This window comes from Pseudomonas sp. MOIL14HWK12:I2, assembly GCF_000510745.1.
GTDB lineage: Bacteria > Pseudomonadota > Gammaproteobacteria > Pseudomonadales > Pseudomonadaceae > Chryseomonas > Chryseomonas oryzihabitans.
In genome coordinates this window covers 22,168-41,212 of record NZ_AZOA01000009.1, presented here as the reverse complement: position 1 = coordinate 41,212, position 19,045 = coordinate 22,168, and the positions used below count along the sequence as shown (strand labels likewise).

Below are 19,045 nucleotides of genomic sequence, written 5' to 3'. Positions count from 1 at the left end.
GCTGGCTTGCCGTACGAACGATGCAATCTGTCGTAATCGGTAAAAAGTCCTGCCATTTCATGCCTTTGCAACCTAAAACAATGATAAAAATTGAGGCGCATGATGATGAAATACAATCTGTATGCAATGGCTCGCTATGAGTGTGAATTGAGTTTTGTGGCTAGAGAAAGCAAGTGCATTGCTTTTCCTACCGTCCGAAACTGACATCCACTCGCAAGATAGGGGCTAGTCATGCTTACTGTGCTCGGCTTTTCGATGGTCATCTGTTTCATGTACCTGATCATGACGAAGCGCTTGTCAGCGCTTGTCGCCTTGATCGTGGTACCCATCATTTTCGCGCTCATCGGTGGGTTCTACGCCGGGCTTGGCAAGATGATGCTGGATGGCATCAAGACGCTGGCGCCCACCGGCGTCATGCTGACGTTCTCCATCCTTTACTTCGGCATCATGATCGATGCGGGCCTGTTCGACGGCCTGGTGCGGACGATCCTCAAACTTGTGAAGGGCGATCCGCTCAAGGTGCTCGTGGGCACTGCTGTATTGACACTTTTAGTGTCCTTGGACGGCGATAGCTCCACTACCTACATGATTGCGGTTGCAGCCTTCCTGCCGCTCTATCAGAAGCTCGGCATGAATGTGCTCGGCCTGACCTGCGTGGTGAACATTGCCAGCGGCATCATGAACATCACGCCCTGGGGCGGCCCGACTGCGCGTGCTGCTGCCGCACTCCACGTGGACGCCATGGATATTTTCCTGCCGATGGTGCCTGGGATGCTGATCGGCTGCGCGTGCCTGATTTTTACCGCAGTCGTGCTAGGTAAACGTGAGCGGAATAGGCTTGGAATCGTCACGCTGGATACGTCCAGTGCTGGCATAGCACTGGGTAATGGCTCTGCCGAAGAGTGCGATCAGCACCGCCGTCCCCGCATGTTCTGGCCGAACCTAATCCTCACGCTTGTTCTGGTGGGGCTGTTGATGGCAGGGGTCATGCCGATCCAGGTGCTGTTCATGGTCAGCTTTGCTATCGCTCTCATGATCAATTACCCGCGAATTGAAGAGCAGAAGGAGCGCATCGCAAGCCACGCAGGTAATGTGCTCGCGGTGACTTCGGTGATCTTCGCCGCCGGTATCTTCACCGGAATTCTGTCAGGCACCGGGATGGTGGACGCCATGGCGAAAGGACTGCTGGCTGTCATTCCTCACAGCTTCGGCCCCTTCCTGGCGGTGTTCACCGCGCTAGTCAGCCTGCCGTTCACGTTCTTCATGTCGAACGACGCCTTCTATTTCGGGATCCTGCCGGTCATTGCGCAGACCGCCGCCAATTACGGCATTAGTTCTGTCGAAATCGCCCGCGCTTCAGTCGTCGGTCAGCCGGTTCATTTATTAAGTCCGCTCGTGCCGTCGCTGTACCTGCTGGTGGGCTTGGCCAAGGTCGATCTTGGCGATCACCAACGCTTCGCCTTGAAGTGGGCGATCTTCGCAAGCTTCGGCCTATTGGCAGGTGGGCTGTTGTTCGGTGCGTTTCCTTTCTACCACGGCACCTGAACGTCCGAACCGGCCAGGGCCCAGCGGCCTGGCCGGTCACTCTCGCCAGTCTCAGGCGTAGGAACTCATTCAAACAAGAGGGTCACTCCCCATGCGTTACCGTAGAGCCTGGATTGGCGTCTTTCTCTTCACCCTGGCCATGATCAACTACATGGACAGGATCGCTTTATCCATCGCAGCCAAGCCTATCGCCGAAGAGTTTCATCTGTCGTCGGTGGGCATGGGCTATCTCTTCTCATCGTTCATCTGGAGCTATGCGCTCTTCCTGATTCCTGTGGGTCTGCTCATTGATCGCTACGGAGCTAAACGTATTGGTGGCCTGGGCATCTTGGTGTGGTCGACGGCAACCGCACTGACCGGCGCGGCCTCCAGCTTCGTGACACTCATGGCTGCACGCCTGGTGATGGGGGCGGGTGAGGCAGTCAGCAATCCAGTTGGCGGCAAAGTGATCCGCGAGTGGATTCCCGCTACTGAGCGCGGTACCACGACCGCTGTGTTCAATAGCGGCTCCTATGCTGGCCCGGCCATATGCTCGATCGTGTTGGCGGCATTGGTTGCCAGTCTCGGTTGGCGATGGTCGTTCGCGATCGCGGGTGGCATTGGGGCTGTTTGGTTGCTTGCCTGGTATTGCTTCTATGGCAAGCCCGAAGACGTCAGGTGGCTGAGTGAGCAGGAGCGTGCCCACATTCTTCAGCATCGCGACGGCGAGAAAGGTGCCGCGACCGGTAAAGGCTACGGCCTGAAGAAATTACTGAAAACGCCCACGCTGTGGGGGCTCGCTCTGACCCAGGGGTGCAACGTCTACACCCAGTACCTGTTCTTGACCTGGCTTCCCAGCTACCTGCAGGAGGCTCGCCACCTAACCTTGGCCAAGAGCGGCGTCGTGACGGCCATTCCCTATGCCATGGCCGTGGTGCTATGCATCGGTCTAGGCAAGCTCAGCGACCTGTACCTTAAGAAGGGTGGTGGCGTAAGTTCGGGCAAACGCCGTAACGTCATTGCGCTGTCTATGCTGATCGCCAGCTGCATCCTGCTGATTCCCTTCGCTGACTCGACATTCGGGCTGGTGGCAATTTCCTCGCTTACGCTCGCGGGTATCGCCTCTACGACCTCGCTTAATTTCTCGCTTCTCAATGACATGCTGCCCAGTGCGGGTGACGTGGGTCGCGCTGTAGCATTCGTAGTGATGGGCGGCAACCTTTTTGGGATGCTCGCACCCGTTGTGACGGGCTATGTGATCCAGGCTTCGGGCGGCTATAACGCGGCCTTCATCATTGCCGGCAGCCTGTTGCTTGTGGGAGCGGTGATCGCGCTGACGATGACGCGCAAGCCGATGCTGCCGGTTGCGAACGAAACCAAGGTTCCAGCGCCGATTCTCTTGACCAAATAAGCGGCGGTGTTAGCGCCCCTTCGATTGCCGCCTGCTCAGACATGCCAGTGGCTGAGTGGGTGGTAGACTGCGGGCTATCCTGCCTGTCCTGTCAGATGGGCGATCGGCTTAAGGTGCTTTACCGTTCTATGAATCTCTCGGCCCTACAAACTCGGGTAGCACGTGACATCGTTGCCTATGTTCGGCAGGAACAATTTGAAGAAGGGCATCACCTGACGGAGTTAGGGCTGGCCAAAGTCCTCAACACCTCGCGAAGCCCGGTCAAGATCGCCATGCAGTTCCTGGCAGAGCAGGGCATGCTTACCTACGACCGTAACCGAGGCTTCTTCCTAGCGCTGAGTGCCAAGGACATGGCCGGCTTTGCTCAATCCTTGTTCGAGGAAGCTGAGGATCCGCTGTATCTACAGATCGCGTCCATGCGGCTCCAGCGCAAGCTGCCCGAGCAGTTCGCGGAAACTGATCTGATGCGGCTGTTCGATGTGACACGGGCAACGTTGCGGGTGGTGCTGATGCGTATCCAGCAGGAAGGTTGGATCGAGCAGCGGGCGGGGCAAGGCTGGCAGTTCCTGCCCATAATCGATTCGGTACAGGCCTACGAAGAAAGCTACACCTTCAGGGCAATCATCGAGCCTGCAGCCTTGCTCGCACCTACCTTCATGGTCGATGCCGAAGCATTGAGCAGATGCCGCCGGCAGCAGGAGTACATTGCCCGGGGTGGCTACTTAACCATGACCCCGCGTGAGTTGTTCGAGGCCAACGCCCAATTCCATGAGACGCTGGCGACGTTTTCAGGCAACAGGTTTCATATGCAGACGGTGCGTCGGCTCGATGGTCTGCGTCGTTTGGTTGAGTACCAGCAGGCCAGTCAGCGTACGCCGCGAAAAGAGCACGCGGAGGAGCATCTGGAAATTCTGGCGCTACTCGAGGCAGGAGATCGCTTGGCTGCCGCTGATCGGATGCGCCGGCATCTCGAGCATGCCCGACAGCATAAAGTTCTTTCTGGGCTCTTCACCACCGGAATGGCAACGGACACGGAGCTTACTTGACCGAAGCTTCCCAAGCGCCGAGGGAAGATAGGGCATGGTCATGGCTTGACATGGCTCAACGTGAAGTTAGCGCTTCCAGCCATGGACGCTGTAATAGGCGATTGAGGCGCATTGGCAATATAAGTAGCAACTGGTGCCAACCAGTCAGCCTCTAGGGTCATTCCTATTTAAATCGTCCGGTATGGACTTTGGATCTTGCCATGCAGGTCTTTTACTCCCTCTTTCGTCGAAGGCGCGGCGTGCTGTCCGGAACTCTTCAACGTTCTCGACCACCCAGGTCCAGATGGGCGTCATCCGAACCAATAGGCTCATGCCAAGAGCTGTCAGTTCATATTCGACCCTGGGCGGTAACTCATCGTAGTCGTGTCTGACAAGAAGGCCGTCACGTTCGAGCGAGCGGAGGGTCTTTGTCAGCATCCTCTGGGTGATCCCTGACAATTGTCGTGCGAGTTCTGCGTGACGCATGACGCCGTAGACGCCTAGTGCATGGAGGATACCCAAGGACCATCGACTGCCTGCATGAGCCAGCACCTCACGGCGTACTCCATCGACGTCCCGCCTGAGCGTCTGGCAGATGGCTTCCGACTGTCTAAGAATCTCCAGTTCGGTCAATTTCTCCTCCGGTATCATGCGTGTGCCTTCTACTAAGCGCCGCTGTGGTCTGCCAGCATTGGTCAATACTACACCTGACTGCAGGATTGATCATGACTCCCAATTTTCCTACCGCTACTCAATCCATTCTCGTACTAGGCGCCGGTGAACTTGGCCTACCAGTGTTGCGTAACCTCGCGCGAATCTCCAAGCAAAAACCCGGCTCCAAGGTAAGTGTTCTACTGCGCGAGTCCACGATTAACAGCCAGACGCCTGGTAAGAAAAAAGAGATAGATGAGCTGCGCGGTTTAGGCGTCGAGATGGTGGCTGCCGACTTGGTCAACGACTCGATCGACCAACTGGCCGAGGTCTTCTCGCAGTACGACACCGTCATTGGGTGCGCAGGCATGGTGGCTGGGCGTGAAACGCCGATGAAGCTTGCTCGTGCTGCTCTTCAGTCCGGCGTCAAGCGGTACTTTCCTTGGCAATTCGGAGTGGATTTCGAGGTCATTGGTCGTGGCAGTCCCCAGGATCTTTTCGATGCACAGCTCGATGTGCGTGAGTTGCTACGCGCGCAAAGTCAAACCGAGTGGGTGATCATCTCCACCGGGATGTTCACCAGCTTCCTGTTCGAGCCCGTGTTCGGGGTGGTTGATTTCGACACAGGTACGGTCAATGCGCTGGGCAGTCTGGATACCAAGGTCACTCTTACCACCCCGGACGACATCGGCAAGCTGACAGCGGACATCGTGTTCTTCGAGCCGCGCTTCCGCAATGAAATCGTCTATCTCGCGGGGGATACCCTGGCCTATGGTGAAGTGCCTGCCCTGCTCGAGCGGGTACTGAAGCGCCCCTTCAAGTCCAACGTCTGGCCGGTTTCCTTCCTGATGGACGAGATGGAAAAGGAGAGTGACGAAGGACTCAAACACATCAAGAAGTATCGTGCAGTCTTCGCTCAGGGTCGGGGTGTTGCATGGCCCAAGGACACAACCTTCAATGATAGGCACGCAATAGCGACGACCACTGCAGAGCAGTGGGCGCTAGCGCACCTTGGCGATGCCCACAAAGGCTGATAGTCATTTAGCGCTGGTCTAGGTCTGCCCGATTTCAGGGACTACCTGCAGCCAGCGTATCTTGCGATCGCCCTTATGGCTGGGCCAGCAGAGCACTGCGCCGCTGATACCAAAGCGCAGGCACTGTTCTGCTGCCCACAGCGCGTACTTGCCTTTGACCTGGATGAAAATCAACCGGCCAAGATCGACGCCGGCCTGCAGCCACCCATGTGGGTAGATCAGGTAGGGGCGATGAGTGCAACCCGCTCGCCGACTGCGATGGGACGCGCAAGCTTCGGCCAGACGAGGGCCAGCTCACCAAGGCCTGACCGGGCGCTGAAGATTTCGGTCAGGGCCGCATCAGGCCAACCGTCGAGGGCAGTTAGCATCGAGCGCGGCGTGGCCGATTGGCTGGGTGCTGGCGTCGTCGACATGGGGACCTTGCCCGCGCCACACGCGGCGGCTATCGAGCGGGAGTCGAGCGCAACGACATTGGTGGCCACCTTATCCATGCTGCATGCGCGTCGGGGCCGACGGCGTGCTTCCGTGCTCGGTGAGCAGGACCTGCAGTTGCGCGCGCACCTTGAAGAGATCTGCATGCAGGACGGAGCTCATCGACTCCAGCGGGAGGATATGACGCCGGGCCCGTGAGAAAGGGGCGTCGCGGTCGTCTGGGAGGAGTCGTACCCTGCGGGGCACGTGACCCTGATTCTCTTCCTGTACGAACTGGACGTAGCGCAGCCGATGACGCTGCACCTTCGCCTTGAGGGTAGCGCCTTCTGCAATTAGCTGTCGTACTCAACTAAAAGTAGGCGATTGGTGCCTTGGGCTTGCCCTAGGCACTGACGCACTTGGTCGAGCTCTTTGGTCAGCAAATCGACTAGGTCACGGCAGTACATCAGCTCCGTAGGGCGGAAGAGAGACTGCTGCTGTTCGAAGCTGTCCTGCTCATCACCGAGCATGTCCATAGTAGCCCACCTGCTCAATCCCTAAAGCCATGACCTTCTGATACTCGACAGAACGACCGGGACAACCGTGGCAGAGACGAGGGATGGGGTGCGAAATGGAAATGGGAGTGGATTTACTTTCAGGATGCTGTATGGATAGACAAGAAGTAGCGAAAGGGGTCCCGGCAACTTGGCAGCGACGAACAGCGCAGGCGAAACAAGGCATCACTGATGCAGTGGGGCCTCACCTGTACTAGAAGCGCAGCGACTCAACACTATTATGAATCGCTGCCTTATGCGGCATGCGGACGATTAATTGCCCTGAAGCCAGCCCTCAACCACGTCGGCACCATGCTTAGCTTTCCAGGCTTTCAGTATCTTGTGGTTACCGCCTTTAGTTTCAATGACCTCACCGGTTTCGGGGTGCTCATAGCGTTTCAACGACCGGGGCCGGCGCTGTTGTGCCGCCGGCGCGAAATTGCTCTTACGGGTGACGCTCTTTGTGGCAGTGGCGTTCGTGTCCAGAATAGCGATGACGTCACGGAGCGACTTGTTGTGTTCGTTCAGCAAAGCACGCAGATGCTTTTCGAACTCAAGCTCTTTCTGCAGGCGTCCGTCGCTGTTTAGCTGTTCCAAGCGCTGCTTCAGTTCTTCAATAGTCGCTTCAGTCTGACGGTATTCTTGAATTAGAGACATCATGATTTCCTCTGGATTAAGCGGTGGTTGCCTTTATAGCCTTTCTACTTGCAAGATGCTATATCCCACGTGATGATACGCTGAGTGCTGATTCAGTACGGTTAAGTCGGCAATGAAAAAAAGTCCGCCCACTTCGGGAGGTAATTCGTGCTGTACAAGCACAGCTATCCCCCATCCTCACCAAAAAGCTGGTATGTGGCACAACTACTATCTGGACATTGCCAGCCACTCAGAGGGCGAAGGCGATTAGCGTTTGCTAGATGGGCTCCGCGATAGTTGCGCGTGGGGATTCCCTTTCCCCTTCGCTGGTTAAGCAGCTGGCTCATTCCTGTTTTTGGGCGGCGATAGTCTGCGATCGGCACCGGTTCACGGTGCTGGTTGAGCACTCTAGTACCCGCGCCGTCCCCCGCACCGACATCCCCCTGGCCAGGCATGCGCGGATCCGCGCATGCAGCTGCTCATCCCTGGGCTGCCCTTTGTAAACTCCTGCCGCCTTCGCCTTGGCGATGCCCTGGGTGGCGCGGGCACGTCGCGTTTCGTAGTCCTTCCGAGCGAACGCCGCCATGAATTCTAAGAACATCTGAGATAGCGCCCGCGTCATCCACTCTTGGAGACCGTCGCCGCCGACCGTGGCCGGCCGGATCAATGCATAGGCAAAAGAAACCCCGCCGAAGCGGGGGATCTCGTCAGACTCTTCTATTGGCAGCCTCGTAAACCTCGTCATCACGTCTGGCCCCTACGCACAAGACCAGTATGATTTCCGTGCCTTCGATTCTGTAGACGATGCGTGTATCGCCGGTCCTGATCCTTCGATGCCCTGCGAGGGCACCGCGGAGTGGCTTGCCAATTTTTTCAGGTTCACCTTCAGCGATCCGCTCCCGGATCACCTTCAGTACCCTTTTCGCCTCAGCTTTGCCTAGCTGGACGAGATCGTGTTCGACATCAGGGTGAAACCGAACGCTCCATTTCATCAGCCTTCGCCTATTCGAAACGAGCCTCCATGTCCTCGAGGCTCACTGTGTTCTGTTTGTCCAAGGTGGAAAGGCGCTCAATGGCGATGCGCTCAGCACGAAGGTCTTCGAGTTCATCCTGCAGAGCTTGGTAGGCCTCTACGCCTACCAACACTGCAGCTGGCTCGTTGTCCTTAAAAATCACCAAGTGAGTGACCTCACCACTGGTGACCTCTTTCAATTTCGCGCTAAAGGCTCGAACCATTGCTGTAGCAGACACTGCCTGTTCAGCCCGGTCTAGGAGTGCACTCATGCGCTGTGGCCTCAATTCATCAATTAGCGTTAGGTAAGTGTGATCGTCTAAGTCAATTCGGTAGTCGTGTCGATGCGATCAAGGTAGTTAGCTTGGTCTTAGGTATGGCAAGCGCAAGCTCATGATACACAAAAATATGCGTAATAAAATACGTAGATATGAGCGTCGGTCTGAGGTGTATGAGGGAGACCATGTGACTGCTCGGTTGGGCCAGCGGAAGAGGGGCTCCTCCGAAGAGGAGCTAGGTTTCATCGGTTCACCAGTTGCCTAGCCAACGCCATCTCGACCGAATCGCCATCCTGGTTCAGCGCATCGAGTCCTGACTCCGGAACGTCTCCCGACGTGCTCTGAGCCACCGCGATCTTCTTGGCCATCAGCTGCAGGCAGGTGATCTGCGAGCTGCCGGCATAGCCGAAGAACAGCACCCGTACCGCCTGCTTCTGACCGATCCGCCACGACCGGCGCGCTGCCTGCTGCAGGGTGTAGACGTTGTAGCCCGTCTGCAGGAAGACGATGGTCGGGAAGTCCAGTAGATCCAGGCCGGTCTTCACCAGCTCCGGATTGGTGATCAGCACGTCGACGCCACGGTCGACCTGGTCGAGGATCCAGTCCTCGCGCCGGGCCGTATCCACCGAAGCACGCAGTACCGCCACCTTCAGACCAGCCTGCTCGAGCAGTCGCTTGAGCCGACTGGTCGTGTCCCGGGTGCCGCTGTAGACGGTGTAGGCTAGCACCTTGCGGCCCAGCGCCTTGTCCTGACGGCACAGCTCGATCAGCGCCTCCTCCTTGGGGCTGGCCTGGTCTTCGTCGAAGATCGCGTCGACCCTGGCCAAGGTGTCCCGGGTCCGAGGGTGTTTCACCACCTCCGGCCGGAAACAGCAGTCCGGCCAGGCCAGCAGCACATTGAGCACCACCCCAAGTAGCGTGGTGTCTCGCCGTGCCAGAGCTTGGCGGAGCTCCGCGGTCAGTTTGCTGGCCAGCTGCCGATAGGCCGCGTCCTGGTGCGCCTCCATCGGGATGTCGACGAACTCCTCCTGGTACGCCGGCAGCACATTGCCGCCGATGTCCTTGAGTTTGAGAAACACGGTGAAGGGCAGCACGAAGCGATGGATGCCTTTGGGGCCGAAGCCTGGGGCCTTCACCGTCCGTACCGAGAGCTTCTTGCCCCGGGCCGTCTTGTGCGATTGGCTGTCGCGCTCGGTGTAGATGTCCTTGAGCACGCCGTGGTCGCGCATGAACGACATGGCCGCAGGGGCCATGCTGCCGCGCGCGTTCGGTCGGTAGCCGTCCTCGATCATGCGCCGGGAGAGGATCCGAAACAGGAGGTAGAACAGGTCGTCGGCGTAGCCGCCCATGAGCGTGCCCGTCAGCAGCAGCGTCTTGCGCGCTTTTGCTGCCAGCACTCCCATGGCCTGGCCCTGGGCCGAACCGCTGTTCTTGTACTCGTGTCCCTCGTCCACCACCAGCAGGTCGAAGTAGCCGTCCGGGAGGTAGCGCTTGATGAACTCGGTCGGTTGGTACCCGCCCTCGCCGAAGCCGAATTCCAGGTTGGCCATCGCCCGCTCCATGCGCTTGGCCTGGCGGTCGCTGAAGACGAAGTTGCCGTTGGCGTCCATCAGATTGATGAACTCGTGGACGTTGTCAGCCAGCATCGTGGCGAGAAACTCTTCTCCGAAGTCCGCCACCAACTTCTCGGCCCGGATGGGGCCGATGGTGGGTATGCGGCACATCGACTTGAGGATCACGCTGCGTCTGTCACCACTCGCGGTCTTGCCCGGGCGCATCAGCGTCCAGAGGGGCGCCTTGCACGTCGGGCACTGCCGGCGTCGTTCCTCGCACTGGAAGTCCTCCAGGGTGAGGTAGTTGCCTTCCTCGTCCTCGAGCACGCGACCACAGTCCGTGCAGCAGGCCAGTCGCCGTCCACCGGCGGCGCGGCGCGTACCGCACGCCAACCGCCAGTGAAAGCCCATCCGCATCCGCACACGGCCCAGGATGAAGAACTCCTGACGACCATCGTACGGCTCGCCTAGGGCCTGGCGGAGCTTGAGCAACTTCACCAGGGTGTCCGGCCCGTTGAGCACCCAGACGCGCGCGCCCGGGACGGTTTCGAGGATCTCGCGCCGCCACTTGTAGACCAGGTGGGGCGGCGAGACGACCAGGGTGCGGCGGTAGCCTTCGGCGTGGAGTACCGCTGCCACGGCAATGGCCATCATGGTTTTCCCGGTCCCCATCTCGGCGTTGATGATGCCGGCCTGTTCGCCGCGGTCGAGCAGCAGCGCGGCGATCGCCTGGACGACATCGGCTTGCGCCGGGAAGGGTGTGCGGTTGAGACCCGCCATCACGGCCTGGCGCCCGGGGTGAGCGGCGCCGGCATAGACCGGTGGGTTGGAGCGGTTGAGGGAGTCGAGCAGACCCTCGCCGAATTCGGCGATGAAGTCGGTCAGGCTGACGGTGGTGAGCAGGGCCGGTTGGCTAGCGTTGAGGTCGGTCATGTGGATCTCCTGGGATGAGAAACGGGCACGACCGACCCCGGACGGGTATCGGCGTACCCACGGGGTTGAGGTGATGGAACGGTTCCGCCAGCGGGCGGTATTGGTTAGTAGTCTGAGGGCAACAGCAGTGTGGTCACGCTGCGGTCAGCTTCGGTGATGATCCAGAGCCGGGGCTCATCGGACATCGGGGTGTCGTAGCTGGAGAACAGCCGATTGCCCAGGCGCAGGGCCTGGTCATTGCTGTGCTTGTCCTCTTGGTCAAGCTCGCCCCAATCCGCCTGCAGGTGACGCCGCAGGTAGGTCACGGGGTTGAGCTCACCGCGCTCCACCAGGTCGCTTACGGCTGCCGTCATGACGATCCGACCAGGGTCGAAACGTCCTGCCGGTGGCCGGAGTGGTTCAGGTGCTGCAGATGGTGGTGGCTCGGCCGCTGTCGGCGCCGAGGTGATGGTCAGGACCTGTCCCAGCGTCTGAGATCCCGGTGTCATGTCCCAGGCCCGGATGACGGGCACGAAACGGTCGGTCAGGATCCGCGACTCCAGAACGTTGCCGTCCTCATCCTCAGTGAATTCGGTGCGGCTGACCTTTTCCTTGTGGGTGTCGCCCTTGAGCACCAGGACGCGCCCAGTGGGAGAGGTGACCACGCCCGAGATCGCTCCGGCCGCGAGGGCCAGGGCCAGGTGCCATTGCGACAGCGCCTTGACCGGTGGTCGTGGTACTTGGCCAGCCTGGCCAAAGTGCAGAGTGAAGTCGCTCCAGAGTCCGCCCAGCCGATCTGTCTCCAGGGCGAGCTGCTCGGGCTCCAGGGTGACGCGGTAGAAGTGCTCCAGCTCCGTGACGGCGGCCGGTACGCCATAGGGGGCCCCAAGCCACAGCTCCGGTAGCGGTTCGGCCGAGGCCTCGCTACTGCCGATCGCACGGAAACGCTCCCGGGTTGCCTTGACGTCGGCAGGTCTTGCCAGGTCCTGCCGGCGAATCCGGATACCGAAGATCACCACCTGTTTGAAGGTGGGATCCGCGGCCGCGTGGATCTGCAGGCTGGTGAAGTGGTTGCAGAGCCAACCACACAGCTCATCGTCCAGGACGTAGTGCGGCACGATCAGCACCAGGGTGCCGCCGTACTGCAGCAGCGGTAGCGAGCGCTGATAGAACAGCTTCTCCAGTCGCCGGCGGCCGCTGCCCTGATACTGGGTGGCACCGCTGTGGTCGGCGACCAGGTCGCCGTAGGGTGGGTTGAGCCAGAGCAGCCCAAAGGCCTGCCGCGTGACGATGGTGTCCATCAGGTCGCCCTGCAGGACGCGATCGAGCAGGCCACGGGCGTGCTCGGCACGCTCCCGGTCGTATTCCACCGCGCAGGCCTGGACGCGTTCACGCCCAAGGGTATGAGCCGCCTCCGCCAGGGCCACACCTTCGCCGGCGCACGGATCGAGGATCCGCATGGTGCCGGTGGAGGCAGGGCTCAGGGCCTGCAGGGTTCGTTCGAGCGTGACCTCGTCGGTGGGATAGTAGCCGTTCTTGGCGAAGTTGCGCGCCAGGCGCGGAAACATCAGGGCCATGGTCGGAGCTCCAGTGTTGGGAAAGTGAGGGAGGAGGGGCCGCAAGCGGCCCAATCAGGAGGTGGTGAGCTGACCGGCGCGGATGCGCTGGCCAAGGTGGTACTGCAGCTCGTCGAGCTTGAGTCGAAGTCGCCAGCCGGCCAGGTCGCCCAGGGCGCCGGGTAGGCGCTCGAGCATCTGCTCCTGCAGGAGCAACTCCATGACCGGTCCCTGCCAGTGCGGCAGGAGCGGGAGTGGGCAGGTGTCGACCACCAGTGGCCAGAGGCTAGTCAGGGGGTCGACGCCTTCCCGCACCAGGGCGTAGGCCAGGTGATTGGCACGATCCGGTACCGCGCAGCGCCCGTCGAACAGCCAGACGTGAAGTAGGCTGCCAAACAGGGTGCCGCGCAGCTGGCGGGTCGTGCGCTTCTCCAGCCGCTCCGCGTCCGGAAAAACCGGTAGGCTGCGGCCGCTCTGGACCAGGTGGAATTGCTCAAGGCCGCCTTCGCTGCGTCCCAGGGTGAGCCTGGCCAGAAACTCCTGTACGGCGGTGTCGCGGCCCCAGGCCGACAGAAAGATCAGCCGCCGCTCTTCATCGCAGACACAGGCGTCCACCAGCAGGTCGGGGCACTCATCGATAGGGTAGAGGGGCATCGTCAGCTCCTGAGGGAGGCAACGCGCCCAGGGGCGGTTGCCCCGAGGTGGGTGAGAGAGGACGCTCAGCGCGCCGCGTGGAATCGCCGGACGCCTTCGCGCCATTCGGGGTTGATGCCGTGCGTGGCCCTGGGCAGGAAGTGCAGCGGGCAACTCCAGTAGAAGGGGCCCGAGCTTTCATCCAGTGACTTGTGGCCCCAGCGGCCTCCGTGAACATCCAGCAGGTCGCAACCGATCAAGGTGCAGGTTTCGCCGGCGGCGACGCCAGGTAAGACGCCATCGCGTTTGGGTACCAGCCTCACGATCTGCCACAGCACGTTGTCGACCAAGTGATGATCGATGACCGTACGGGTGCAGTTTTCGGTTTCGCCGTTGGCGGTCAGTTCAGAGATCAGCGCATCGCGCGTGGAGTGAGAAAACAGCCAGCCCATGGGGAAGGTCCTTTAGGTGATGGCCAGGCCTTCCCGCTGGGAGAGGTCCCAGCCGGTGTGGTTGTGAGGGAGAGGTCAGGCCGCGCGGTTCCAGGCCTGCGATTTGAAGTCCATGGCGTAGCCCAGCTCGCTCAGCCGTTGGCATTGCTGCCTGAGGCGTTGCCGGTCGACGGTGGAGTCCAGTCGCACTGTCTCGCCGAGTGGCCAGACGGTGCCGAAGAGCTCCAGGTCAGCCTCATCGAGGTCAGGCGCAGGCGTTACCGGAGCAGCTGCTGGTGATACCGGCATCCCAAAGGGTGCGTTGTCGTCTGCAGGCGCTGCGGGAGCACTGGCAGGCCTGGCGGGACGAGCGGGTTGTGGTCGAGCCTTTGGCGGCGGTGCCGCGACAGGTTGCTCTTCATCGAGCGGATCCGGCGACTGCGCATCGATCTGCGCGTTGTCGTAGGCCGTCAGGGCGTCGAGGTCCTCGAGCACCATGCTGTCCAGGCGCGCGCGAATCTCGATGACCAGGCGGCCGCCAGTGCTGTAGGACGATGCACGGATCTCGGTGATGACAAACTCGCCCCGGTACTTGCCCTCGATGTGTTGCTCGAGCACAGCGTCCTTGATGACGAATTCGCCGATAGAGGTAGAGAGCCGACCGACGTTGAAAGCGCCGTTGCGTCCCTGGATGGTGCGGATGGCCAGGTGGCCGGGGATCTTGATCATGGCGGTCCTCGTGAATAGGGGGCACGCCATGCCCAGCAGGGGATGGGTACCCTGTGGGAGAAAACGGTGAGAGGTGCATCCATCGGCGGAGCCGACCGCTTGCGCTACCGGATGCTCGGCAAGCTTGGGGTTGGATCAGCGCAGGGCGCCGTGGTCTTAAGATCCTGACCACCTGGGCATGGCTGACAACGTCAGCGGCATGTGCGATGAATTCTGAAAGCGACGCCGCAGCTGGTCAATAGCTCAGGCAAAAGAAAGGCGCCCGAAGGCGCCTGTCAGGGGAGTTAGAACTGAGGCAGGCCTTCAAGCAGGCAGCCATTGGGATCAAGGATCAGGATCCTGACGTCGGCCTGGCCGGCCAGACCGAGCACCCGTATGGTCTCCGGCATGAAGCCTTGGCTTTCCATAGCAGCCTGAAGTTCCGAAAGTGAACAGGCGCAGGCATAAGCGAGATGTTCATCCGTCCAAGGCGTACAGTGCAGCTTGAAGCCGACGGCATCGCTGTCCGGCAGGGTGAAGCACTCGAACATCAGCTGTTGGGTATCGGCGTGCTGCACCAGGTCCTGCAGCTCATCCCACTCGTCATCGGGCAAATGGGAAGAGGTGATCTCGAAGGCTCGACTGTAGAAGCCGGTTTCGAACTGGATCCGCTTGAGCAGGCCTTGGGCCCTAGCCAGAGTCTCGGTGTCACCGAGGTGAATCTCTTCGCCATTCTCAATGGCACGAAGCGCATAGACCACCGCCCGTACCTGTCCAGTGGACGGGTAGAGTGTGTGCTGGTCAGCAGTGACTTCCTCCGGCTCGATAGCCAGGGCATGAGTTTCGTTGAAGACGCTGTGGTGGCCTACCAGTTGGTCGTCGCCTGCATCCTGTTGCTCAGCCCCGATCTGCCGGTAGCAGGGCGCATAGTGCTCGTCGTAAGTGATCATCAGCTCGCGGCGGATGTACAGGTTTTGGTAGCCGCGGATGAAGGGGTTGGGGTTTTTCATAAGCGTCTCCTCGGAAAGAGGAGCCGCCCAGAGGGTCGGCCCCCCTGGGTGGTGTGATGGTGTTTGAGCTTGCTTGAGCGCGTGCTACAGCTGGTCTAGATCGATAGCGAAGAACATCGCGCTGTCTTGGTGCTGGCAGGTGTTACAGGTGATCTCACAGGTATCGTCAATGGTAGATTCACCATCAAGCGTGCCGTTGAGAGGCTCAGACGGTTCCTCACCGCCCTCTGCCGAGACGTCTGCAGATCCGCACTTCGGACATGCCCAGCGGGTGGCTACTTCGTCCTCGGGGTAGTGTGGCCAAACCGTCCGCTGAGCGCGTTCGACTGCCTCGGCGAAGCCGTTGGCCATAGTCATGTCGGCGATCAGCTCGATGGGACTGTTACCCCACACCAAAAGCATCACGCCTTCGTGGCCAACGTGGTTCTCCGATAGGAAGCGCACCTTGGCCAGATCTGTTTCCGCTGCGTGTTCGGCTATTTCATCAGCGGACCAGGTGGCATGGATGGAACCCCATTCCTCCCCATCCCAAAGCTCAGTCGCGCGCCAACTTTGACGCTGCAGGTCGGCCAGCACGGCCACCAGGCCGGTGTGCTCGGTGATGGTACGAGTAGCGGAAGTCGAATCGTTGTTCATGTGCAGCTCCTCGGACGAAGAGCCGCCCAGAGGGTCAGCCCCTCTGGGTAGTGGTCAGGTATTGCTACAGGTCTTCGAGCGCCATGAGGCCCTGGGTGACACGTAGCAAATGGGTATAGACGCGAATCTCAGAGGGTTGCTCTGATTCGTCCTGGTAATGAAGCTCAGCTATCAGGCGTTCACGGCCTTTGTAGGTCCCGAATACGCTGAAAACCTGCGCAGGTATGGTAGGGCAGTCGAGATCGTGATCGCGGGCGTATCGGACCTGACGAAACCTCTTGAGGTACTCGGCAAACTCCGCTGCGTTCATTGAGATGTACTCGCGCACGGGCTTACCCGCGTCATCAATCTCATCACCTAGGTGATCGAAGGACATCGAGTAAAACAACCGCGGCTTATGGCCTAGCGCTCGGTAAAAGGTGAGGGCTTGACCAGCAGTCTCAAGGCTTACGACCGCGCACTCGACGCATCCTGAAATCACAACGTTATATGGCATGGTTCACATCCTGTTGAACGCGAAGCATAGCAATCGATAGCTAGCTGGCAAACACGAAGGTGCGTCGGAGCCATACCCCAATCGGGGAAAGCCCCGGATGGGAGGAGTTGAGATCAGGCGTTCAACAATGCACTCACGTGCGGTCGCCATAGTTTGTGGACCAAGCGGCCCTTGAGCAGGTCGGCATCAGTATCAAGCAGGCGAGACGTGCTGAAGTTGTCCCAGCCGTGTTGGAACGCAGAGCGCGAACGCAACAGCTGGATCTGAGCCAGCACCACCTTCTCTTCCTCAGCCGTGCGGCAGGGGTCGATCCAGTCGATGCGGCGGCTCTCCCGATCTACCTTGCCCGCCATGACCAGGTGGCCGTGGCGATCGGAAACGGAGATCCGTTTCGGGCAGAAGGCAAGCGCTGCTGCAGGTATCGGATAGCGGTCTTGTCGGACAGCGTTTAGGGCGATGGGCAGAATGTCATCGAGCAGGCCGCAATGGCCGAGCTGGACGTATCCATCTATGTGGAAGGTGCCGCGACCGGAGTCTTCAAGCAGTTCCATCGACCCATGAAGGAGGATGGTGAATTGCCGCTCGAAGAGGTCTTGGCGAAGAGAGGTGCCAGGTACGTACGGGTTGCTGACGAAAGCCTGGCCTTCGAAGTGTTGAATAATCAAATCCATGATGCCTCCAACGTCCTGGGATCCATCATGCCCTTAAGGGATGACGAATCCCTTAAGGGTAGACGAAGCGGGTTAGAAGCCAAGCAAGGCAGGAACGAGCGACGACAAACCGTGCTGGGTCCAGGTGCCTTCTGCCAGGGCTTGGTCAGCCTCGGCCTGCTTGCGGAAGTACTCCTTCGACTCGCGACTCAGCGGAAAGCCATCCTCATCGACAGTGCCGATGTAGTAGCCCGCGTTGCTACGCAGTACCTGAAGGGGAAAGTGTTTACCTTCGGATTCGAAGGCGAGCCGGCCGAAGCCTGCAGGGGTATCGGTAGCCATGGGGCCTCCAAAAGACAAAGGCGCCCGAGGGCGCCTATAGGGTGTGGTCAGTCAGGCCTGGACGCGGTCAGCGCTGGTGCCGTTCATCTCGAACAGGAACCAGGCGTTGTCGCAGAACAGGTCGCTGCTCAGCAGCTCTTCGGTGACGTCGTCATAGGAGACTTCGGCAACGATGGGCAGGGCGGGCAGCTCGGACTTGATGGTGGCGATGACTTGCATGATGGGCTCCAAAATTCAGCTAATGGAGATCACCATGCCCCGGTCCGGGGATGGTGCCCCCGGATGGGTGTGCGAAGAGAAAGGTGGCAAAGCCTGGGTAGAGCAGGGGCGCCCGGTGGGCGCCTGGAAGAGCAGGGTGACTCAAGCGGCCGATTGGTCGCCTTCGTTCCCTTGATCCGTACCTTGCTGCTCAGCCGGGGCTGCGTCGCGCGGTTTGGCTTCGTAGACGAACTCACCTTCCACTTTGATCCAGCCGATGTACAGGAGACGACCTTTCAGGCTTGCGCCGTGTTGTCCCTGCTTCGGTCCGGAAGAGTAGGTGAAGGGATCAGCCCAACAATCGCCGATGCGGAAGGATACGAGGACCTTCTTCTCAGCGTTGACGGCCTCAATGCAGCGGCGAACCAGCTTTTCAGCCTCAGCGCCGACGACATTGCAGTCGATGTAGCGGTATTCCACCGCTTCTTTGCTGCCGCACAGGGCTGCTACGGTGACGGCCAAAAACGGCTTGGCGCCTCTGCCTTTGGGTTTCACTTCGCGGATGCGGTTGAGGTAACCGATACCGGTGGTGTGCAGGTCGAAGTATTGGCTTTCGTTGGCTTGGTTGCTCATGGTGATTCTCCAGTTTCAATAGGTGAAAACGGAGAACACCTTGCCCGGGAGGGGAAGAGTATTCCCCGCGTGGGTGGGTGTAGCCAGAAAGGGTGGTGCCAGGTCAGTGCATGAATTTCATCGCGGCCAGCAGGATGCCGACAGCAGTTGAAATCATGACGCCCATGCGGATGGTGAGCTTGAGTTCGAGCTGTGCGAGATCAGCCTTGGTAGCAAGGTGAGTTTGCATATCGGACTCCAGAGCATCGACAACAGCAGTTGCTTTGTCATCAGGAACATCGATGGAGCGCAACGCCTGGTACAACGCAAGACCGCTTTTCATAGAAGGTCTCCAGGTTTAGACGGAGACCGGCCCTGACGGGTAGTCCCGTCGAGGGTGGGTGGAAGGTGCATTCATCAACCGGGGGTGCCGGTCAATCGTTCGCGCTACCGAATGCTTAGCGAACTTGGGTTTGGATCAATGCGCTAGGAGCGCATCGCAGTCGTGAGACCCTAGACTGCCTGGGGCATGTTGCTGACAACGTCAGCGGCATACATCCTCAGAATGTTCAGGGCCGTATCGCTTGTCAATACCCCTGAAATGAAAAAGCCCTCCGAGGAGGGCTTTGGTAGAGCGGTGCATCAATGCGAGCGGATCAGCTTCAGTGCCTTGTCCTTCACGTTAGGCCAGTCTAGCCAGACAGGCGTACCAACACAGACGATCAGCAGCAATGACAACATGGTGATCCCAAAGGCGGTCTGACTCATGTCA

The 19,045-nt window shown here is 59.7% G+C and carries 24 protein-coding genes; 5 read left to right on the top strand and 19 right to left on the bottom strand.

Annotation, left to right across the window (positions count from 1 at the left end; genetic code table 11):
- Positions 1-231 precede the first annotated feature (231 nt).
- The 3 genes from PSK12I2_RS0107275 (at position 232) to PSK12I2_RS0107265 (ending at position 3,981) form a co-directional block, all read left to right on the top strand.
- Complete coding sequence (locus PSK12I2_RS0107275; RefSeq protein WP_027597867.1) at positions 232-1,545, top strand: CitMHS family transporter; 1,314 nt, start codon at positions 232-234, stop codon at positions 1,543-1,545.
- A 91-nt stretch (positions 1,546-1,636) separates the two neighbouring features.
- On the top strand, positions 1,637-2,935 hold the full coding sequence (locus tag PSK12I2_RS0107270) for an MFS transporter (RefSeq protein ID WP_027597866.1): 1,299 nt from the start codon (positions 1,637-1,639) through the stop codon (positions 2,933-2,935).
- 128 nt (positions 2,936-3,063) lie between these two features.
- Positions 3,064-3,981: a GntR family transcriptional regulator gene (locus tag PSK12I2_RS0107265; protein ID WP_027597865.1), complete on the top strand. Its 918-nt coding sequence runs from the start codon at positions 3,064-3,066 to the stop codon at positions 3,979-3,981.
- A 144-nt stretch (positions 3,982-4,125) separates the two neighbouring features.
- Here PSK12I2_RS0107265 and PSK12I2_RS24540 read toward each other — a convergent pair whose 3' ends face one another.
- Complete coding sequence (locus PSK12I2_RS24540) at positions 4,126-4,611, bottom strand: helix-turn-helix domain-containing protein (protein WP_177324641.1); 486 nt, start codon at positions 4,609-4,611, stop codon at positions 4,126-4,128.
- A gap of 74 nt (positions 4,612-4,685) precedes the next feature.
- On the opposite strand from PSK12I2_RS24540, the gene PSK12I2_RS0107255 reads away from it, so the two are divergent.
- Both PSK12I2_RS0107255 and PSK12I2_RS25045 read left to right on the top strand, forming a co-directional pair.
- Entirely contained in the window at positions 4,686-5,645 is a 960-nt protein-coding gene (locus tag PSK12I2_RS0107255) for an aromatic alcohol reductase (RefSeq protein ID WP_027597864.1), read from the top strand.
- Positions 5,646-6,023: 378 nt separating this feature from the next.
- Complete coding sequence (locus tag PSK12I2_RS25045; protein ID WP_177324640.1) at positions 6,024-6,275, top strand: hypothetical protein; 252 nt, start codon at positions 6,024-6,026, stop codon at positions 6,273-6,275.
- A 134-nt stretch (positions 6,276-6,409) separates the two neighbouring features.
- Here PSK12I2_RS25045 and PSK12I2_RS23795 read toward each other — a convergent pair whose 3' ends face one another.
- The 18 genes from PSK12I2_RS23795 to PSK12I2_RS25205 form a co-directional block, all read right to left on the bottom strand.
- Positions 6,410-6,592 carry a hypothetical protein gene (locus tag PSK12I2_RS23795; protein WP_037007572.1) on the bottom strand — a complete coding sequence of 61 codons (183 nt, stop codon included), beginning with the start codon at positions 6,590-6,592 and terminating at the stop codon, positions 6,410-6,412.
- A 291-nt stretch (positions 6,593-6,883) separates the two neighbouring features.
- The gene (locus tag PSK12I2_RS0107240) at positions 6,884-7,267 is read right to left on the bottom strand and encodes a histone-like nucleoid-structuring protein, MvaT/MvaU family (RefSeq protein ID WP_027597862.1); all 384 of its coding nucleotides are present in this window, start codon (positions 7,265-7,267) and stop codon (positions 6,884-6,886) included.
- 686 nt (positions 7,268-7,953) lie between these two features.
- Positions 7,954-8,238, bottom strand: coding sequence for a type II toxin-antitoxin system RelE/ParE family toxin (locus tag PSK12I2_RS24525; protein ID WP_084222067.1), 285 nt, complete (start codon positions 8,236-8,238; stop codon positions 7,954-7,956).
- 10 nt (positions 8,239-8,248) lie between these two features.
- Complete coding sequence (locus PSK12I2_RS0107225) at positions 8,249-8,482, bottom strand: Phd-YefM (RefSeq protein WP_027597861.1); 234 nt, start codon at positions 8,480-8,482, stop codon at positions 8,249-8,251.
- Between the two features lie 296 nt (positions 8,483-8,778).
- Positions 8,779-11,022: an SNF2-related protein gene (locus PSK12I2_RS0107220; protein ID WP_027597860.1), complete on the bottom strand. Its 2,244-nt coding sequence runs from the start codon at positions 11,020-11,022 to the stop codon at positions 8,779-8,781.
- Between the two features lie 104 nt (positions 11,023-11,126).
- Entirely contained in the window at positions 11,127-12,578 is a 1,452-nt protein-coding gene (locus PSK12I2_RS0107215; protein WP_027597859.1) for a DUF6094 domain-containing protein, read from the bottom strand.
- A 54-nt stretch (positions 12,579-12,632) separates the two neighbouring features.
- Entirely contained in the window at positions 12,633-13,211 is a 579-nt protein-coding gene (locus PSK12I2_RS0107210) for a hypothetical protein (RefSeq protein ID WP_027597858.1), read from the bottom strand.
- 65 nt (positions 13,212-13,276) lie between these two features.
- A complete protein-coding gene (locus PSK12I2_RS0107205) occupies positions 13,277-13,642 on the bottom strand; it encodes a hypothetical protein (RefSeq protein WP_027597857.1) in 366 nt (121 codons plus the stop codon).
- A 75-nt stretch (positions 13,643-13,717) separates the two neighbouring features.
- Positions 13,718-14,350: a DUF3275 family protein gene (locus PSK12I2_RS0107200; protein ID WP_027597856.1), complete on the bottom strand. Its 633-nt coding sequence runs from the start codon at positions 14,348-14,350 to the stop codon at positions 13,718-13,720.
- A gap of 284 nt (positions 14,351-14,634) precedes the next feature.
- On the bottom strand, positions 14,635-15,339 hold the full coding sequence (locus tag PSK12I2_RS0107195) for a hypothetical protein (protein ID WP_027597855.1): 705 nt from the start codon (positions 15,337-15,339) through the stop codon (positions 14,635-14,637).
- An 84-nt stretch (positions 15,340-15,423) separates the two neighbouring features.
- Positions 15,424-15,975 carry a hypothetical protein gene (locus tag PSK12I2_RS0107190; RefSeq protein WP_027597854.1) on the bottom strand — a complete coding sequence of 184 codons (552 nt, stop codon included), beginning with the start codon at positions 15,973-15,975 and terminating at the stop codon, positions 15,424-15,426.
- Positions 15,976-16,039: 64 nt separating this feature from the next.
- On the bottom strand, positions 16,040-16,351 hold the full coding sequence (locus PSK12I2_RS0107185; protein ID WP_156930124.1) for a hypothetical protein: 312 nt from the start codon (positions 16,349-16,351) through the stop codon (positions 16,040-16,042).
- Positions 16,352-16,584: 233 nt separating this feature from the next.
- Positions 16,585-17,142 (bottom strand): hypothetical protein, encoded by a 558-nt coding sequence (locus PSK12I2_RS0107180; protein WP_027597852.1) that lies wholly within the window; start codon positions 17,140-17,142, stop codon positions 16,585-16,587.
- Positions 17,143-17,214: 72 nt separating this feature from the next.
- A complete protein-coding gene (locus PSK12I2_RS0107175; protein ID WP_027597851.1) occupies positions 17,215-17,463 on the bottom strand; it encodes a hypothetical protein in 249 nt (82 codons plus the stop codon).
- A 51-nt stretch (positions 17,464-17,514) separates the two neighbouring features.
- Entirely contained in the window at positions 17,515-17,682 is a 168-nt protein-coding gene (locus tag PSK12I2_RS25040) for a hypothetical protein (protein ID WP_177324639.1), read from the bottom strand.
- A gap of 141 nt (positions 17,683-17,823) precedes the next feature.
- Complete coding sequence (locus PSK12I2_RS0107165; protein ID WP_027597850.1) at positions 17,824-18,294, bottom strand: STY4534 family ICE replication protein; 471 nt, start codon at positions 18,292-18,294, stop codon at positions 17,824-17,826.
- Positions 18,295-18,397: 103 nt separating this feature from the next.
- Positions 18,398-18,616 (bottom strand): hypothetical protein, encoded by a 219-nt coding sequence (locus tag PSK12I2_RS0107160; RefSeq protein WP_027597849.1) that lies wholly within the window; start codon positions 18,614-18,616, stop codon positions 18,398-18,400.
- 299 nt (positions 18,617-18,915) lie between these two features.
- A complete protein-coding gene (locus PSK12I2_RS25205; RefSeq protein ID WP_256203955.1) occupies positions 18,916-19,041 on the bottom strand; it encodes a hypothetical protein in 126 nt (41 codons plus the stop codon).
- Positions 19,042-19,045: the final 4 nt, after the last annotated feature.

What these genes read in the sequence shown, in the direction of transcription:
- PSK12I2_RS0107275 (WP_027597867.1), top strand. Translation starts at nt 232, where the DNA reads ATGCTTACTGTGCTCGGCTTTTCGATGGTCATCTGTTTCATGTACCTG.
- PSK12I2_RS0107270 (WP_027597866.1), top strand. Translation starts at nt 1,637, where the DNA reads ATGCGTTACCGTAGAGCCTGGATTGGCGTCTTTCTCTTCACCCTGGCC.
- PSK12I2_RS0107265 (WP_027597865.1), top strand. Translation starts at nt 3,064, where the DNA reads ATGAATCTCTCGGCCCTACAAACTCGGGTAGCACGTGACATCGTTGCC.
- PSK12I2_RS24540 (WP_177324641.1), bottom strand. Translation starts at nt 4,611, where the DNA reads ATGATACCGGAGGAGAAATTGACCGAACTGGAGATTCTTAGACAGTCG.
- PSK12I2_RS0107255 (WP_027597864.1), top strand. Translation starts at nt 4,686, where the DNA reads ATGACTCCCAATTTTCCTACCGCTACTCAATCCATTCTCGTACTAGGC.
- PSK12I2_RS23795 (WP_037007572.1), bottom strand. Translation starts at nt 6,592, where the DNA reads ATGGACATGCTCGGTGATGAGCAGGACAGCTTCGAACAGCAGCAGTCT.
- PSK12I2_RS0107240 (WP_027597862.1), bottom strand. Translation starts at nt 7,267, where the DNA reads ATGTCTCTAATTCAAGAATACCGTCAGACTGAAGCGACTATTGAAGAA.
- PSK12I2_RS24525 (WP_084222067.1), bottom strand. Translation starts at nt 8,238, where the DNA reads ATGAAATGGAGCGTTCGGTTTCACCCTGATGTCGAACACGATCTCGTC.
- PSK12I2_RS0107225 (WP_027597861.1), bottom strand. Translation starts at nt 8,482, where the DNA reads ATGGTTCGAGCCTTTAGCGCGAAATTGAAAGAGGTCACCAGTGGTGAG.
- PSK12I2_RS0107220 (WP_027597860.1), bottom strand. Translation starts at nt 11,022, where the DNA reads ATGACCGACCTCAACGCTAGCCAACCGGCCCTGCTCACCACCGTCAGC.
- PSK12I2_RS0107215 (WP_027597859.1), bottom strand. Translation starts at nt 12,578, where the DNA reads ATGGCCCTGATGTTTCCGCGCCTGGCGCGCAACTTCGCCAAGAACGGC.
- PSK12I2_RS0107210 (WP_027597858.1), bottom strand. Translation starts at nt 13,211, where the DNA reads ATGCCCCTCTACCCTATCGATGAGTGCCCCGACCTGCTGGTGGACGCC.
- PSK12I2_RS0107205 (WP_027597857.1), bottom strand. Translation starts at nt 13,642, where the DNA reads ATGGGCTGGCTGTTTTCTCACTCCACGCGCGATGCGCTGATCTCTGAA.
- PSK12I2_RS0107200 (WP_027597856.1), bottom strand. Translation starts at nt 14,350, where the DNA reads ATGATCAAGATCCCCGGCCACCTGGCCATCCGCACCATCCAGGGACGC.
- PSK12I2_RS0107195 (WP_027597855.1), bottom strand. Translation starts at nt 15,339, where the DNA reads ATGAAAAACCCCAACCCCTTCATCCGCGGCTACCAAAACCTGTACATC.
- PSK12I2_RS0107190 (WP_027597854.1), bottom strand. Translation starts at nt 15,975, where the DNA reads ATGAACAACGATTCGACTTCCGCTACTCGTACCATCACCGAGCACACC.
- PSK12I2_RS0107185 (WP_156930124.1), bottom strand. Translation starts at nt 16,351, where the DNA reads ATGTCCTTCGATCACCTAGGTGATGAGATTGATGACGCGGGTAAGCCC.
- PSK12I2_RS0107180 (WP_027597852.1), bottom strand. Translation starts at nt 17,142, where the DNA reads ATGGATTTGATTATTCAACACTTCGAAGGCCAGGCTTTCGTCAGCAAC.
- PSK12I2_RS0107175 (WP_027597851.1), bottom strand. Translation starts at nt 17,463, where the DNA reads ATGGCTACCGATACCCCTGCAGGCTTCGGCCGGCTCGCCTTCGAATCC.
- PSK12I2_RS25040 (WP_177324639.1), bottom strand. Translation starts at nt 17,682, where the DNA reads ATGCAAGTCATCGCCACCATCAAGTCCGAGCTGCCCGCCCTGCCCATC.
- PSK12I2_RS0107165 (WP_027597850.1), bottom strand. Translation starts at nt 18,294, where the DNA reads ATGAGCAACCAAGCCAACGAAAGCCAATACTTCGACCTGCACACCACC.
- PSK12I2_RS0107160 (WP_027597849.1), bottom strand. Translation starts at nt 18,616, where the DNA reads ATGAAAAGCGGTCTTGCGTTGTACCAGGCGTTGCGCTCCATCGATGTT.
- PSK12I2_RS25205 (WP_256203955.1), bottom strand. Translation starts at nt 19,041, where the DNA reads ATGAGTCAGACCGCCTTTGGGATCACCATGTTGTCATTGCTGCTGATC.